The sequence below is a fragment of the Kitasatospora arboriphila genome, from assembly GCF_039528095.1.
Lineage (GTDB): Bacteria > Actinomycetota > Actinomycetes > Streptomycetales > Streptomycetaceae > Kitasatospora > Kitasatospora arboriphila.
Genome location: NZ_BAAALD010000011.1, coordinates 44,059 through 58,856, shown reverse-complemented (window position 1 = coordinate 58,856; position 14,798 = coordinate 44,059). Strand labels below are relative to the sequence as shown.

The 14,798-nt window shown below is 73.3% G+C and carries 15 protein-coding genes; 4 read left to right on the top strand and 11 right to left on the bottom strand.

Annotation, left to right across the window (positions count from 1 at the left end; translation table 11 throughout):
• Position 1 precedes the first annotated feature (1 nt).
• Together ABD353_RS08825 and ABD353_RS08820 are read left to right on the top strand one after the other, a co-directional pair.
• The gene (locus ABD353_RS08825; RefSeq protein WP_344622928.1) at positions 2-304 is read left to right on the top strand and encodes a DUF4193 domain-containing protein; all 303 of its coding nucleotides are present in this window, start codon (positions 2-4) and stop codon (positions 302-304) included.
• A gap of 235 nt (positions 305-539) precedes the next feature.
• Positions 540-833, top strand: coding sequence for a hypothetical protein (locus tag ABD353_RS08820; RefSeq protein WP_344622927.1), 294 nt, complete (start codon positions 540-542; stop codon positions 831-833).
• A gap of 26 nt (positions 834-859) precedes the next feature.
• Here ABD353_RS08820 and ABD353_RS08815 read toward each other — a convergent pair whose 3' ends face one another.
• Positions 860-1,420: a hypothetical protein gene (locus ABD353_RS08815; RefSeq protein ID WP_344622926.1), complete on the bottom strand. Its 561-nt coding sequence runs from the start codon at positions 1,418-1,420 to the stop codon at positions 860-862.
• Positions 1,421-1,524: 104 nt separating this feature from the next.
• Here ABD353_RS08815 and ABD353_RS08810 point away from each other — a divergent pair, with 104 nt between their 5' ends.
• On the top strand, positions 1,525-2,025 hold the full coding sequence (locus ABD353_RS08810) for an FBP domain-containing protein (protein WP_344622925.1): 501 nt from the start codon (positions 1,525-1,527) through the stop codon (positions 2,023-2,025).
• Positions 2,026-2,060: 35 nt separating this feature from the next.
• Here the strand turns inward: ABD353_RS08810 and ABD353_RS08805 are convergent, their stop codons facing one another.
• The 3 genes from ABD353_RS08805 to ABD353_RS08795 form a co-directional block, all read right to left on the bottom strand.
• Entirely contained in the window at positions 2,061-2,921 is an 861-nt protein-coding gene (locus ABD353_RS08805; RefSeq protein WP_344622924.1) for a hypothetical protein, read from the bottom strand.
• A gap of 135 nt (positions 2,922-3,056) precedes the next feature.
• Complete coding sequence (gene ppnP, locus ABD353_RS08800) at positions 3,057-3,338, bottom strand: pyrimidine/purine nucleoside phosphorylase (RefSeq protein WP_344622923.1); 282 nt, start codon at positions 3,336-3,338, stop codon at positions 3,057-3,059.
• A gap of 156 nt (positions 3,339-3,494) precedes the next feature.
• Positions 3,495-3,983 (bottom strand): isochorismatase family protein, encoded by a 489-nt coding sequence (locus tag ABD353_RS08795; protein WP_344622922.1) that lies wholly within the window; start codon positions 3,981-3,983, stop codon positions 3,495-3,497.
• Between the two features lie 255 nt (positions 3,984-4,238).
• Here ABD353_RS08795 and ABD353_RS08790 point away from each other — a divergent pair, with 255 nt between their 5' ends.
• A complete protein-coding gene (locus ABD353_RS08790; protein ID WP_344622988.1) occupies positions 4,239-4,988 on the top strand; it encodes an ATP-grasp domain-containing protein in 750 nt (249 codons plus the stop codon).
• Between the two features lie 84 nt (positions 4,989-5,072).
• On the opposite strand, the gene ABD353_RS08785 is transcribed toward ABD353_RS08790, so the two are convergent.
• From ABD353_RS08785 to ABD353_RS08755, 7 genes are all read right to left on the bottom strand, one after another.
• The gene (locus ABD353_RS08785; RefSeq protein ID WP_344622921.1) at positions 5,073-5,543 is read right to left on the bottom strand and encodes a TetR-like C-terminal domain-containing protein; all 471 of its coding nucleotides are present in this window, start codon (positions 5,541-5,543) and stop codon (positions 5,073-5,075) included.
• Between the two features lie 185 nt (positions 5,544-5,728).
• Positions 5,729-5,890 (bottom strand): hypothetical protein, encoded by a 162-nt coding sequence (locus ABD353_RS08780; protein WP_344622920.1) that lies wholly within the window; start codon positions 5,888-5,890, stop codon positions 5,729-5,731.
• A 303-nt stretch (positions 5,891-6,193) separates the two neighbouring features.
• On the bottom strand, positions 6,194-7,774 hold the full coding sequence (gene serA / locus ABD353_RS08775) for a phosphoglycerate dehydrogenase (protein WP_344622919.1): 1,581 nt from the start codon (positions 7,772-7,774) through the stop codon (positions 6,194-6,196).
• 216 nt (positions 7,775-7,990) lie between these two features.
• A complete protein-coding gene (gene ilvC, locus ABD353_RS08770; protein WP_030272412.1) occupies positions 7,991-8,989 on the bottom strand; it encodes a ketol-acid reductoisomerase in 999 nt (332 codons plus the stop codon).
• 128 nt (positions 8,990-9,117) lie between these two features.
• Positions 9,118-9,642 carry an acetolactate synthase small subunit gene (gene ilvN, locus ABD353_RS08765; RefSeq protein WP_263107951.1) on the bottom strand — a complete coding sequence of 175 codons (525 nt, stop codon included), beginning with the start codon at positions 9,640-9,642 and terminating at the stop codon, positions 9,118-9,120.
• Positions 9,643-9,678: 36 nt separating this feature from the next.
• Positions 9,679-11,532, bottom strand: coding sequence for an acetolactate synthase large subunit (locus tag ABD353_RS08760; RefSeq protein WP_344622918.1), 1,854 nt, complete (start codon positions 11,530-11,532; stop codon positions 9,679-9,681).
• A 295-nt stretch (positions 11,533-11,827) separates the two neighbouring features.
• Positions 11,828-14,776, bottom strand: a complete 2,949-nt coding sequence (locus tag ABD353_RS08755; RefSeq protein ID WP_344622987.1) for a putative bifunctional diguanylate cyclase/phosphodiesterase — start codon at positions 14,774-14,776, stop codon at positions 11,828-11,830.
• Positions 14,777-14,798: the final 22 nt, after the last annotated feature.

Below are 14,798 nucleotides of genomic sequence, written 5' to 3'. Positions count from 1 at the left end.
CTTGGCAACCGACTACGACGCCCCCCGCGACACCGGCGACGGCGGCAGCAACGACGAAAGCATCGAGGCGCTGAAGGGGCGCCGCGACGACAAACAGACTTCCGCGGTCGACGTCGATGTCGAGGCCGTCGAAGGGCTGGAGCTTCCGGGCGCCGACCTGTCCGGAGAGGAACTCACCGTCCAGGTCGTGCCCCTGCAGGAGGACGAGTTCACCTGCATGACCTGCTTCCTCGTTCACCACCGCACCCAGCTCGCCGGCACCGACAAGAACGGCCGGCCCGTCTGCCGCGACTGCGCTCCCTGATCGCGGCAGGGAGCGGTCGAACCGGCCGCACCCCGATCGGCGCACGGCCCGGGCGCCACGCGTGGCGCCCGGCGCGTCGGTCGGGATGCGGCCGGGGTGCGCCCGAGGGCGAGGAGTCGGACATTCTGGCGGAAACCGCCTGCCGACTCTGGCGTTCGTGCACGCACCAGGCTGATAATCAGAGCGAAATCAGGCGCTCCGGCTGCGCCTGTCCGGCCAAGGGGCAGTGAGAACCATGGACGAGCTCGGTCGGGTCGGATGGTTGACCGTCGGTGTCGCCGGCATGGCGCTGGCGGGAACCGCCCGTGCCGTGAGCCAGGCGGGCCGCATCGCGCGCGGCCTGCTGCAGTCGCCCCCGGCGCAGGCCGACGGCACCCCGGCGGCGGGCGGCCCGGACGCGCAGGCCGACGGCGGACCGGGCGGCTGGATCCTGCTCGCCGCCCTGCTCCTGGCCGCCGGCGCCGCCTATCACGCCGTGACCGGAGCCGAAGCGGTGGTGAAGGAGATCCTGCACGGCCCGGCCCGCTGACCGGCCGCGCCAACGCGACACCGCCGTCACGTACGGCTCGGAGGCCGAACGCCGTCGTCCCCGTCGGGCAGGTGCGGGTCGGGGGCCGGGCACTCGCGGTGCGAGAGGCCCCAGACGTTGACCTTGTCGAGGATCAGATCGGCGAGCGGTGGGGAGTCGTAGCTCTCCCGGTCCGTGAAGGTGAAGCTCACCCGCACGTCCTCGGCCGGTTCGGTCACCAGGGAACGCTGGTCGGGGAGGCCCGGGTACTCCACGGTCCCCCACCGGCAGCCCGCCCCGACGAGCGCGGCCGTCAGGTGCGACTCGGTGATGCGGGAGTCGACGGTGCGCAGCCCGGCGGGGCCGGGGATCTCCAGTTCCCGGTGCCAGGCCGGGACGATCATCGAGTCCACCCGGCGACAGCGGCAGACGACCAACTGGATGCTGCCGTAGCCGAACCACCGGGGCCAGCGCTCCTGCGAGTACACCCGGCCGCCGGCCCCCGGCTCGCCGTACACCGCCGCCAGGTCCCCGAGCGCGGCACCGTAGTGCAGTGCACCCAGCCGTCCCGTTCCGGCCAGGACGGCCAGTTCCCCCACCAAGTCCATGCGGTCGATCATCGCACCTCTCCGGCGGGCCACCGTACGGGGTGACGTCCGGTGGGCGGAAATTCGGGCGACGTCCCGGTCGGCGGGTCGTTAGCGTGCGGCACATGCGTGCGCTGAGCGACTCCGAGATCCGCGGATCCTTCGTCAACTGCTCGAAGGGCGAGGCCCGTCGGCTGCCGGTGCCCCGCGACCTGGCCGGCCTGCCCTGGCCGGACCTGGACTTCCTCGGCTGGCGGGACGGCGGCGCACCCGACCGGGCCTACCTGGTCGCCGACCGGGCGGACGGTCCGGTCGGCATCACCCTGCGGGTGCCGACGGGCCCGCGCCGCAGTCTGACCCGCACCAACGTGTGCTCGCTCTGCATCACCTCGCACGCCGGTTCCGGGGTGGCGCTGCTGGCTGCCCGCCGGGCCGGCGAGGCCGGCCGGGAGGGCAACACGGTCGGCACCTACGTCTGCGCCGACCTGGCCTGCTCGCTGTACGTCCGCGGCCTGAGGAAGTCCGCCCTGGTGACCCGGCCCGACGAGTCACTGCCGTTGGAGGAGCAGATCGCCCGGCTGACGGGGCGCCTGGACGATTTCCTCACGAAGGTGCTCGCGAGCTGACCGGGGCCCGTCCGGACCTCCGTGGCCGCCGGGCGTCACCAGCCGCCCTCGAACAGCGCGAGCAGTGCCGGGGCGGCGTCCGAGGCGGTGGCCGTGTTGGCCACGGCCACCACGGAGACGAGCAGTGCCGAGCAGCAGGCCAGCAACCCGAAGGCCGCCGGCAGACGCCGCCCGCGCCGGTCGTCCGCGCGGGTGGCGGCGAACCGGCGCCACGCCACCGCGGCGAGGACGGCCAGCAGCACCGCCACGCAGCCGGCGATCACGGCCATCGCCAGGTGGTACCGGGAGAAGTCGTCCACCATCACCCCGAGCGCGGGCACACATCCGGCAGCCGGGGGATCCGCCAGCTGCTCGCGGACCTGGCCGAGCGCACCGGCCAGCTCCGGGTCACGGGAGCCGTTCAGCAGCGGGAGCAGGGAGGCGAACGGCGCCACCGCGCCCTGGATGTTGGCCATCACCAGCAGCGCGGAGGCCGCCGCCAGCACCGTGGCCGCCACGGCACCCGCACCCGAGGTGATGCGTCCCGCGCGCCCGTTCCCGGGGGCCGTGCCGCGCGCACAGGCCCGCCACAGCCTGACCGCGAGCACGGCCAGGACCGCCAGCAGCGCCGCCGCGACCACGGCCTTGACCACGTGGTAGCGGAACCAGTACTCCACCACCTGCTCCAGGCGCGGCGGCAGCTCCGGCGCGCCGGAGCGCCAGTACCCGGTGAAGGCCTCGCCGAACGCCACGGCCAGTGCGCCCCGGTCGGCGTACCCCGTTCCCGTCGAGGTCCCCGCCAGGAGCCGCGGCGCGACGACGAACGCCACGGCCAGTGTCACCACAGCACCGCCGAACAGTGCGACCGTCCGCCCGGACACCGGCACCGCCCTCGGCGCGACCACAGGACTGCTCATGGAACTCCCTTCCCCGGTCATCACCAGCAGGGACGCCGCACCCCGCCCAGGGGTTCGCCCGGCCGGGCGCCGGCCCTGCTGCGCCGCGTCGGGCACCGCTAAGGCCGGGTGGAGGCGTGCCTCATGCCCCGGGGATCAGCGGTATTCGCAGAGGTAGGCGGTCTCGCCGTCGACCTTGAGGTCGAAGGCGCTGTTGCCCGGGACGTCGAACCGGGTGCCGGCGGCGAAGGTCTCCCAGCCGTCGGCGCCGGGCAGCTTCACGGTCAGGGCGCCGCTGATCACGTGCATGGTCTCCGGGGCGGCGGTGTCGAACCTGTACTCGCCCGGGGCCATGACACCGATGGTCGCCGGCCCGTGCTCCTGCTTGAAGGCGATCGACTTGACGGTGCCGTCGAAGTACTCGTTGACCGTGAACATGGGCATCCCCCTCGGGGAACGGGCGGGAACGAGCGGGCCGCTCGCCGCGTGCTGGGTGTCGGCACGGGAAAGCTACAGGTGGCGCCGTCGGGGCCGTCGATCCGTCTCGCCCCGCGGAACAGGTGCGCGCAGGTGTGATCCGCTCGCGACCACGGCTCAGGTGTAGGCCGCCGTGTCCCGCACCTCACCGAACCGGGGAAAGATCCTCTCCACCGTGAAGTCGTGCTCGTCGGCGGCGAAGCCGGACATCGCGTCGGCGACGAACTCCAGCTCGTAGCCGTGGTCGCTCGCGGCCCGGGCCGTGGACTCGACCCCCATCGTGGTGACCAGCCCGGCGAGCACCAGCGTGTCCACGCCCCGCTCGCGCAACCGCTCGTGCAGGTCGGTGCCGTGGAACGCACCGACGGTGCGTTTGACGACCTCGATGTCGCCGGGCCGGACCAGACCGTCGGCGAAGCCGCTGCCCGGCGGCTGCTCGGGGGTGTTCGGCCGCTCGACCCGGACCAGTACCACCGGGCGGCCGCCCGCCCTGAACGCCTCGGCCAAGCGGCGGCAGCGCGTCAGCACCTCGTCGCCGGAGTGCGGGGCGAGGGGCAGGGCGATGATGCGTGGCATCAGGTCGACGAGGATCAGCGCAGAGGTCACGGAGTCGATCGTAGGCCAGGACCCGAGGCCGCCCTCCGTCGGCGGTACCAACGGGCGGGCGTTCCGGGCTCGTTCGTCCGGCCGTTCGTCCGACTGCCCGTCAGGTGTCCGTCAGGTGCCGTCCGCTGCTCCGGCTGCCGCTCCGGCCGCCGAACAACTCGGCTGCGGTCGGCGGTACGCCGCGACTAGCCTGGCGGCCTCTACGGACCACAGGAGGTCACGGTGCTGGTCATGCCCGGGCGGCGGACGTCGACGATGGAGCTGCTGGCCGTCGAGGCGGCCGGTCGTGGGATGGAGGTCCGGGCGGCTGAGGACCTCGGCCCGGTGCCCGGTCCGGCGCATTGGTACGGCGGGCCGCTCGCGGGTGCGCGGCTGGCGGGCCGGCTCGGGTTCGCACTGCTCGAACCGGTGGACGACTGGCTCGCCGAGCTGCCGGAGGAGTTCACCGGCCGGGACGTCCGCTCGGCGACCGTCGCGGACGCGCGGGCGCTGGAACGGCCGACGTTCGTCAAGCCGCCGCGCGACAAGTCCTTCCCGGCGGCCGTCTACGCCGACGGCTCCCGGCTGCCCGCGGACCTGGACCCGGCGACGCCGGTGCTGCTCTCCGAGGTGGTGACCTTCGCGGCCGAGTACCGGCTGTTCCTGCTGGACGGGCGGATCGCCGCGGCGAGCCGGTACGCGGTGTTCGGCCGGCTCGACCCGCACCCGCTGCACACGGACGCGACGGACCGCGCCGACCGGGCCACCGCCGGGGAGATCGCCGAGTTCGTCGACCGGCTGGTGGCCGCGGCCGGGCAGAGCCTGCCGAGCGCCGTCGTCCTGGACGTCGGGCAGCTGCTCGACCCCTACCGCCCGGGCCACCGCTGGGCCGTGGTGGAGGCCAACATGGCCTGGTTCTCCCACGCCTACGCCGCCGATCCGGCCCGGGTGCTGGACGTGGTGCTGCGGGCGGCGGGGCCGCGTGAGCGGGTACGGCCGGACGATCTGGCGTTCGTCCGGCACTGATCCGGTCCGAGTGACGACGGGGTGCCGGCCACCCGGGCGCCGCCCCTCCGCCCCGCCGCCCAGCCGGGACGGTGGGACGGTGGGTCAGACGACGGCGAGCCGGTCCACCAGCAGGTCCACCCTCCGTTCGGCGTCCTCCGGCAGCAGCCGGCCGGCCCGGGTCAGGGTCGCGATGCCGTGCAGCGACGCCCAGAACACCTCGGTGAACAGCCCCGGCTGGACGCCGTCCCCGGCGACCTCGCCCAGGGTCTCCATCAGCGCGGCGAAGGCGTCCTTCAGCGGCGCCGGGGTGTCCTCCTGCGCGTACGCCAGACCGCCGTCGAGCTGGAACAGGGCGTCGTAGACCGCCGGGTTGCGCTCGGCGAAGGCGAGGTAGGCACGGGCGAGGGCGGCGACCCGCTGCCAGGCGGGTGCCGCGGCCTCGGTGCCGAGCTCCAGCAGCACGGTGACCGGTGTGCCGGGCGGGTCCGGGGCCCGTCCGGCCGTGGGGGCGGCCCATGCTGCGGGGGCGGCGAAGGTGACGAGGGCGAGCGCGAGGGCTGCGGGCGTACGCACGGGTGCGGTCTCCCCGGCAGGGGTGGCCTGATCGTGCGGCCGCCCGCACCGCGCGGACGTCGATCCCCCTCCCGACGGCCCAAATTAGGATCATCGCGCCGGGCAGGGCGAGCCGCTTCGCTCGTCGGGGGCCACTGTGCACTCGTCCGGGTGACGGTGCGTCAGTCTTTCGGCCCAGTGCGGCGTCAGCCCAGGTGGTGGCCCGTCACCCCGCCGTTGTCGCGGCGGTCCAGGGCGCGCTGCAGGGCGTCGGCGGCGGAGCGCGGGGTCTGCTCGGCGCGCCGGCGGCGGCGCGGAGCGGGGGCGACGGGGGTGGCGGGGGCGTGGCGGTCTGCGGTGTGGGGCATACCGGCTCCTTGGTGCGTGCGCCAGCTGCAGGGCGCGAAGAACGGGGAGGGTGGGTACGCCGGGCAGGGATCGCCTGCCGGTACGCGTACGGGCCGCACGGGCCGTCACCCTGGGCTTGCAGGGGTGGCTCACCGTATGGCCCTTCCACGGTACGACGGCCGGCCGTGGATGTCTGCACGAATAGTTGGATTTCCTAGTATCTGAGACGCGGGCGCCTGCCGACGGCCCGTCCGGGGCCCGGAAAACGCCCGGGCCCGGACCGCCGTGGCGGTCCGGGCCCAGGTCAGCGGCCTGAGGGAGGCTCAGCCGAGGTTCACCGCACGGGCGAACTTGGCGCCGATCTCGGCGGCGATGGCGTTCAGCACGTCCTGCGAGATCTCGCTGTCGACGGTGATCGAGGCGAGCGCGCCGGAGCCGTCCCGGGCGACCTGCATGCCGGCGATGTTGATGCCGGCGTCGCCGAGGATGCGGCCGAGGGTGCCGACCACGCCGGGGCGGTCCTCGTAGGTGAAGAAGGCCATGTGGTCGGTGAGCGCCACGTCCACGTCGAAGCCGTCGACGCCGACGATCTTCTGGGTCTGCTTCGGGCCGGAGAGCGTGCCCGAGATCGCCACCTCCTCGCCGTTGGCGAGGGTGCCGCGGACGGTGATGACGTTGCGGTGCTCGGGCGACTCGCTGGAGGTCGTCAGCCGGACCTCGACGCCGCGCTCCTGGGCGAACAGCGGGGCGTTGACGTAGGACACCGTCTCGGCCACCACGTCCTCGAACACGCCCTTCAGCGCGGAGAGTTCGAGCACCTTGACGTCGTGCTGGGTGATCTCGCCGCGGACCTCGACGTCGAGGCGGACGGCGACCTCGCCGGCCAGCGCGGTGAAGATCCGGCCGAGCTTCTCGGCGAGCGGCAGGCCCGGGCGGACGTCCTCGGCGATGACACCGCCCTGGACGTTGACCGCGTCCGGCACCAGCTCGCCGGCGAGCGCGAGGCGCACCGACCGGGCGACGGCGATGCCGGCCTTCTCCTGGGCCTCGTCGGTGGAGGCGCCCAGGTGCGGGGTGGCCACCACGTTGTCGAAGGCGAACAGCGGCGAGTCGGTGCACGGCTCCTTGGCGTACACGTCCAGGCCGGCGCCGGCCACCCGGCCGTCGCGCAGGGCGCTGGCGAGCGCGGCCTCGTCGACGATGCCGCCGCGGGCGGCGTTGACGATGCGCACGGTCGGCTTGACCTTGTGCAGCGCCTCGTCGCCGATCAGGCCGATGGTCTCCGGGGTCTTGGGGAGGTGGACGGTGATGAAGTCCGAGACCTCCAGCAGCTCCTCCAGGGAGACCAGCTTGACGCCCATCTGGGCCGCGCGGGCGGCCTGGATGTAGGGGTCGTAGGCGACGATCTTCATGCCGAAGGCGGACATCCGCTGGGCGACCAGCACGCCGATCCGGCCGAGGCCGACCACGCCGAGCACCTTCTCGGAGAGCTCGACGCCGGTGTACTTGTTGCGCTTCCACTCGCCCTGCTTGAGCGCGGCGTTGGCCGGCGCGATGTTGCGGGCGACGGAGATCAGCAGGCCGCAGGCGAGCTCGGCGGCGGTGACGATGTTGGAGGTCGGCGCGTTGACGACCATCACGCCGGCCTTGGTGGCGGCGGAGACGTCCACGTTGTCCAGGCCGACGCCGGCGCGGGCGACGACCTTGAGCTTCTTGGCGGCGGCCAGCGCCTCGGCGTCCACCTTGGTGGCGGAGCGGATGAGGATCGCGTCCACGTCGGCGATCGCGGTCAGCAGCTCGGTGCGGTCCGCGCCGTTGCACTGGCGGATCTCGAAGTCCGGGCCCAGGGCGTCGACGGTGGCGGGAGACAGCTCTTCGGCGATGAGTACTACGGATTTGCTCACGACAGTGTGTCCTTAACTGTCCGGTTCGCCCCGGCACGAAGGTGGCGTGACCAGCGGGGGAAGGTGGCATGCCGCGTAGCTAGACGCACGACGCTGTGGGCCTGACGCGCACTCGGAAGTGTATCGGCGGGCTTCGGGACGGGCTGCTCCCGTCCGGAGAAATCACCCGGACGGGAACAGCCGACTTGTACAAGGGGGATGACCCCCCGGAGGTGCTTACGCCTCCTCGTCGACCCAGCTCATCAGCTTGCGCAGCTTCTTGCCGGTGGTCTCCAGCAGGTGGTCGGCGTCGGCGTTCTTGTACTCGTTGTACTTCGGCAGACCGGCCTTGTACTCGGCGATCCAGGTGTTGGCGAAGGTGCCGTCCTGGATCTCCTCCAGGACCTTCTTCATCTCGGCCTTGGTGTCGGCGGTGATGATGCGGGGGCCGGTGACGTAGTCGCCCCACTCGGCGGTCTCGGAGACCGACCAGCGCATCTTCTCCAGGCCGCCCTCGTACATCAGGTCGACGATGAGCTTCAGCTCGTGCAGGCACTCGAAGTAGGCGATCTCCGGCTGGTAGCCGGCCTCGACCAGGGTCTCGAAACCGGCCTTGACCAGGGCGGCGGTGCCACCGCAGAGGACGGCCTGCTCACCGAACAGGTCGGTCTCGGTCTCCTCGGTGAAGGTGGTCTTGATGACGCCGGCCTTGGTGCCGCCGATGCCCTTGGCGTACGACAGGGCCAGCGCGAAGCCGTTGCCGGTGGCGTCCTGCTCGACGGCCACGATGCACGGGACGCCGCGGCCCTCCTCGTACTGGCGGCGGACCAGGTGGCCCGGGCCCTTCGGGGCGACCATGCAGACGTCGACGTCCGCCGGGGGCTTGATGAAGCCGAAGCGGATGTTCAGGCCGTGGCCGAAGAACAGGGCGTCGCCCGCCTTCAGGTTCGGCGCGATGGACTCCTCGTAGACGTCGGCCTGGATCGGGTCCGGCACCAGGATCATGATGACGTCCGCCTCGGCGGCGGCCTCGGCCGGGGTCACCACGCGCAGGCCGGCCTCCTCGGCGACGGCCTTGGACTTGGAGCCCTCCTTCAGGCCGACGCGGACGTCCACGCCCGAGTCGCGCAGGGACAGCGCGTGGGCGTGGCCCTGGCTGCCGTAGCCGATGACCGCGACCTTGCGGCCCTGGATGATGGACAGGTCGGCGTCGTCTTCGTAGAACAGCTCGGCCACGGGGGCACATCTCCTTGCAGTGATGGTGATGCCGGGTGGTGCGGTCTCCACCGTAGGTGACCCGGCGGGGGTTCGGGGGCGGTGCTTCAGGGGGTGAGACGGCGCGCCCGCGCGGCGCGCCGGTGCCGCTACGCGCTGCGGTCGAGGGCGCGCAGCGAGCGGTCGGTGATCGATCGGGCGCCCCGCCCGATCGCCACCAGGCCGGACTGCACGAGCTCCTTGATGCCGTACGGCTCCAGCATGCGCAGCATGGCCTCCAGCTTGTCGGAGCTGCCGGTGGCCTCGATGGTCACGGCGTCCGGCGAGACGTCGACGGTCTTGGCGCGGAAGAGCTGGACGATCTCGACGATCTGCGAGCGGGACTCGGCGTCGGCGCGGACCTTGACCAGGACCAGCTCGCGCTGGACGGCCTGGCTCTGGTCGAGCTCGACGATCTTTATCACGTTGACCAGCTTGTTGAGCTGCTTCGTCACCTGCTCCAGCGGCAGGTCCTCGACGTTGACGACGATCGTCATCCGGGAGATGTCCGGGTGCTCGGTCGGGCCGACGGCGAGGGAGTCGATGTTGAAGCCCCGGCGGGAGAACAGCGAGGCGATCCGGGCGAGCACGCCCGGCTTGTTCTCGACCAGGACGGAGAGGGTGTGCTTGGACATGGCGGTCATGGGCTCTCTATCGGTTGGTCGGGGCCGTCAGTCGAGGTCGTCGCCGAAGTCGGGCCGGACGCCCTTGGCGAACTGGATCTCGTCGTTGCTGGTGCCGGCGGCCACCATCGGCCACACCATGGCGTCCTGGTGGACGATGAAGTCGATGACGACCGGGCGGTCGTTGATCTCCATCGCCTGCTCGATGACGGCGTCCAGGTCCTCCGGGCGCTCGCAGCGCAGGCCGACGCAGCCCATCGCCTCGGAGAGCAGCACGAAGTCGGGGATCCGGGTGCCGTTGGCCGGCGGCTCCTTGCCGTCGTGCTCCGGGCCGGAGTGCAGCACGGTGTTGGAGTAGCGCTGGTTGTAGAAGAGCGTCTGCCACTGGCGGACCATGCCGAGCGAGCCGTTGTTGATGACCGCGACCTTGATCGGGATGTTGTTCAGGGCGCAGGTGACGAGCTCCTGATTGGTCATCTGGAAGCAGCCGTCGCCGTCGATCGCCCAGACGGCGGTGTCGGGCTTGCCGGCCTTGGCGCCCATGGCGGCCGGGACGGCGTAGCCCATGGTGCCCGCGCCGCCGGAGTTGAGCCAGGTGGCCGGCTTCTCGAAGCGGATGAACTGGCTGGCCCACATCTGGTGCTGGCCGACGCCCGCGGCGTAGATGGCGTCCGGTCCGACCAGCTGGCCGATCCGCTCGATGACCTGCTGGGGCGACAGCTCGCCGGCGGGGGCGGGCTCGTAGCCCAGCGGGTAGGTGCGCTTCCACTCGTCGAGCTTGGCCCACCAGTCGGCGTAGTCGCCCTTGTGGCCGGCGTCGTACTCGGCCTGGACGGCGACGATGAGGTCGGCGATGACCTCGCGGGCGTCCCCGACGATCGGGACGTCGGCGGGCCGGTTCTTGCCGATCTCGGCCGGGTCGATGTCGGCGTGGACGACCTTGGCGTAGGGGGCGAAGCTGTCCAGCTTGCCGGTGACGCGGTCGTCGAAGCGGGCGCCGAGGGTGAAGAGCAGGTCGGCCTTCTGCAGGGCGGTGACGGCCGGGACGGAGCCGTGCATGCCGGGCATGCCGAGGTGCTGCGGGTGGCTGTCGGGGAAGACGCCGATCGCCATCAGGGTGGTGACGACCGGGGCGCCGGTCAGCTCGGCGAGGATCCGCAGCTCGGCGCTGGCCTGCGCCTTGAGCACGCCGCCGCCGACGTAGAGCACCGGGCGCTTGGCGTTCACCAGCATCTTCGCGGCCTCGCGGATCTGCTTGGCGTGCGGCTTGGTGACCGGGCGGTAGCCGGGCAGCGAGGTCTCGACCGGCCAGCGGAAGACCGTGGTGGCCTGCAGGGCGTCCTTGGCGACGTCGACCAGGACGGGGCCGGGGCGGCCGGTGGCGGCGATGTGGAAGGCCTCGGCGATCACGCGGGGGATCTCGGCCGGGTCGGTCACCAGGAAGTTGTGCTTGGTGATCGGCATGGTGATGCCGCAGATGTCCGCCTCCTGGAAGGCGTCCGTGCCGATCGCCTTGGAGGCGACCTGGCCGGTGATCGCGACGACGGGGACGGAGTCCATGTAGGCGTCGGCGAGCGGGGTGACCAGGTTGGTGGCGCCCGGGCCGGAGGTGGCCATGCAGACGCCGACGCGGCCGGTGGCCTGCGCGTAGCCGGTGGCGGCGTGGCCGGCGCCCTGCTCGTGGCGGACCAGGATGTGGCGCACCTTGGTGGAGTCCATCAGCGGGTCGTACGCGGGGAGGATCGCGCCGCCGGGGATGCCGAAGACCGTGTCGGCCCCTACGGCCTCGAGGGAGCGGATGAGCGACTGCGCTCCGGTCATCGTCTCGACGGTGGTCTGCTGACCCGGAGCGTGGGCTGCCGGGGTGTCCCCGCGGCGGGGGGATGCGGCGTGCTCAGTCATCTGCCTGTCTCTTCTCGGGTTCTGCCGGCCCGGGCAGTTGAGGGTCCTGCCGTGCGTCGGACCGGTAAGCCGGCTCTGCCCCAATCGTCCCGATTTGCGGCGCTTGGGGCCAGTGGTCTTGCAGGGATGGAACGGTTCGCGTGCAACAAAAAACCCCTCGTGCCCAGGGCATGCGAGGGGTGGCGCGTCGGTCTCTCTGATGTGGAGCACACGGGCCCACTCAGCCGACGCGCCCGCCAAGTACGAGAATTCGGGTGCGCATGGCACCGACCTTCCTCCCCCTCGACGGGGGGTGTCAAGCTGGTGGGACGGAGGTCTCACCATGCGGACCCCCGGACGGACCCCCCACGGTGTGGCGTTCCGGCAGGTCGGAGGGGGTGTGATGGTGCCCCGGCCGACCCGGCGCGGCCTCGGCCCGGCCACCCGCCCGGGTGTCCGCGGCGAGGTGCGGACGGCGCCCGGACGCCGACCCGGCCGGCCGCGGCACCGGGTACGAGCGGCGGGCCAGCGCCCGGCGCAGCCGCGGCTCGTCCAGCGGCGGCGCGAAGACCGGGCCCTGCGCCTGGCGGCAGCCGAGCTCCTGCAGCACCACGGCCTGCCGCGGGTGGTCCACCCCGTCGGCGGCGGTCACCAGGCCGAGGTCCCGGCCGAGCCGCAGCGCGTGCCCGACCAGCGCCCGGGCGAGGGCGGAGTCGGCGACCTCCTGGACGAGGCTGCGGTCGAGCCCGAGGGTGTCCAGCGGCAGCCGGGCCAGCGCCCCGAGCGAGCCGCCGCCCGCACCGAAGCCGCCGACCGCGGTGGACACCCCGAGGCGGCGCAGCGCGGAGAGCCTGCGGGCCACCTCGTCGGCGGTGCGGTCCGGGCCCGTCCTGGCCAGTTCGACCACCAGCAGCTCGGGGGGCAGGCCGCTCTCGCGCAGCGCGGCGGCGACCGTCTCGTACAGGCCGGGGGCGCAGATCCGCTCGGCGGTGAGCCGGACCCGGACGGGTACCGAGCCGGCCCGGTCGCGGCGGCGGGCGGCGGCCGCGGTGACCGCCTCCTGGAGCAGCCAGCGGGCGAACCGGGCGGCCGCGTCGCCGGGCTCGGCGGTGCGCAGGAACTCGGTGGGGGTGAGCAGCAGGCCCTGTGCGGAGCGCCAGCGGGGCTGGGCGTCGAGGCCGACGACCACGCCGGTGGCGAGGTCCACCACGGGCTGGTGGAGCAGGGTGAAGCCGCCCTCGCGGACGGCGGTGCGCAACCGCGCCTCCAGTTCGCTGCGGCGCTCGACCTCGGCCCGCATGCCGGGCCGGTAGAGCACCACCCGGCCCTTGCCCCGGGACTTGGCGCGGTACATCGCGAGGTCGGCGTTGCGCATGAGCTCGTCGGTGGCGGCCTTGGGGTCGGGGCCGTGGCCGGGCGAGGCGAAGGCGATGCCGATGCTGGCGGCGACGCCGAGCTCCGCGCCGCCGATCCAGTACGGCTCGGAGAGCGCGGCGCGGACCCGCTCGGCGAGGTCGCGGACGCGCTCCGGGCCGAGCCGGCCGCAGACCAGCACGGCGAACTCGTCGCCGCCGAAGCGGGCCACGGTGTCGCCGGAGCGCACCGCGCGGCGCAGCCGGCCGGCGGCCTGGACGAGCAGTTCGTCGCCGGCCTGGTGGCCGACGGTGTCGTTGACGGCCTTGAAGCCGTCGAGGTCGAGGAAGAGGACGGCGACGCCGTCCCGGTCGCCCGCCCGGCCGTCCGAACCGCCCGCGCCCGAACCGCCCGAGCCCGGGCCTCCGGGGCCGGGGGCGCCGTCGGGGCCGCCGGCCCCCAGGGCCGCGCCGAGCCGCTGGACGAACAGCGCCCGGTTGGGCAGGTCGGTGAGCGGGTCGTGGAAGGCGTTGTGCTGCAGCTGGGCCTGGAGGGCGACCCGCTCGGTGACGTCGCGGCTGTTGAGGATCAGTCCGTCGCGGTGCCGGTTGAGGGTGGACTCCACGTGCAGCCACTCGCCGGTGCCGGAGCGGATGCGGCACTCGACCCGGGCGGAGGGCTCGGTGCTCTCGGCGAGGCCGGGCAGGTGGCTGCGGGCGAGGAAGCGGCGGACCTCGCGGAGCACCCGTTCGACGTCCTCGGGGTGGACCAGGTCGAGCAGGTTGCCGCCGACCAGGTCCTCCGGGTCGCGGGAGTACACGCCGAGGGCGGCGGGGCTGACGTAGGACAGCTCGCCGTCGGCGGCGGCGATCATGATGACGTCGCTGGAGCCCTGCACCAGGGAGCGGAAGTGTGCCTCCTTGTGGGCGAGCTCCTGGGCGAGCGAGAGGTTGTCGAGCAGCATCACGCCCTGCCGCACGATCAGCGCGAGGCCGACGGTGCAGGCGGCGGCCAGTACCACCCGGTCGACGGGGTGGCCGTCGCCGAGGGCGTTGTAGAGGATGCCGGCGGTGCAGACGGCGGCCGCGGCGTACGGGGTGAGCGCGCTGAAGGTGGAGGCGACCCGGCGCCGGGGCAGGCCGCCGGCCGAGGGGTGCTCGCGGGAGGAGCGGCGGGCGTCCGGGGACCACGGGGCCCAGGCGAGCAGCAGGCTGCCGGCGAACCAGCCGGCGTCGAGCAGTTCGCCGGAGTGGTAGCTGTTGCGCAGTTCGGGGGCGGTGAACAGGGCGTCGCAGACCACGGTGACGGCGAGCGCGAGCATCGCGGTGTGGACGGCCGCCCGGTTGCCGTCCCGGCGCCGGAAGCGCAGCCCGACGACCAGGCTGACCAGCAGGATGTCCATCACCGGGTAGGCGAGGGCGAGCGCGACCTCCATCGGGTCGCCGGACTGGCCCTGGGCGGTGCGGCCGAGCGCGAGGCTCCAGCTGAGGGTGAACAGCGAGCCGGCGACCAGCCAGCCGTCCAGCAGCAGGCAGAACCAGCCGGCCAAGGTGCGCGGGCGCTGGGCGAGCACCAGCAGGCCGGTGATGGCGAGCGGGGCGAACAGCAGGAAGGCGTAGTCGGCGGGCGAGTCCTGCGGCAGCGGGGTGCGCAGCACGACCTCGTACCAGCCCCAGGCGCCGTTGCCGAAGGCGACCACGGCGGAGGCCAGGCCGAAGAGCAGCCAGGCGGACCGGGCCGGGCCGCCGACCCGGAAGCCGTGCACCAGACAGGAGAGGGCGGCCGCGGCGGCGGCCGCGGCGAGGCCGAAGTCACCCATGACCAGGGAGACTTCGCGGGAGCCCCAGCCGAGGGCGGCGCCGGTGGTGTAGCCGGCGCCGAGCAGGACGAGCAGGACGGCCGGGGCCCCGATGCGGCGCGCGGGCCGACCGGGC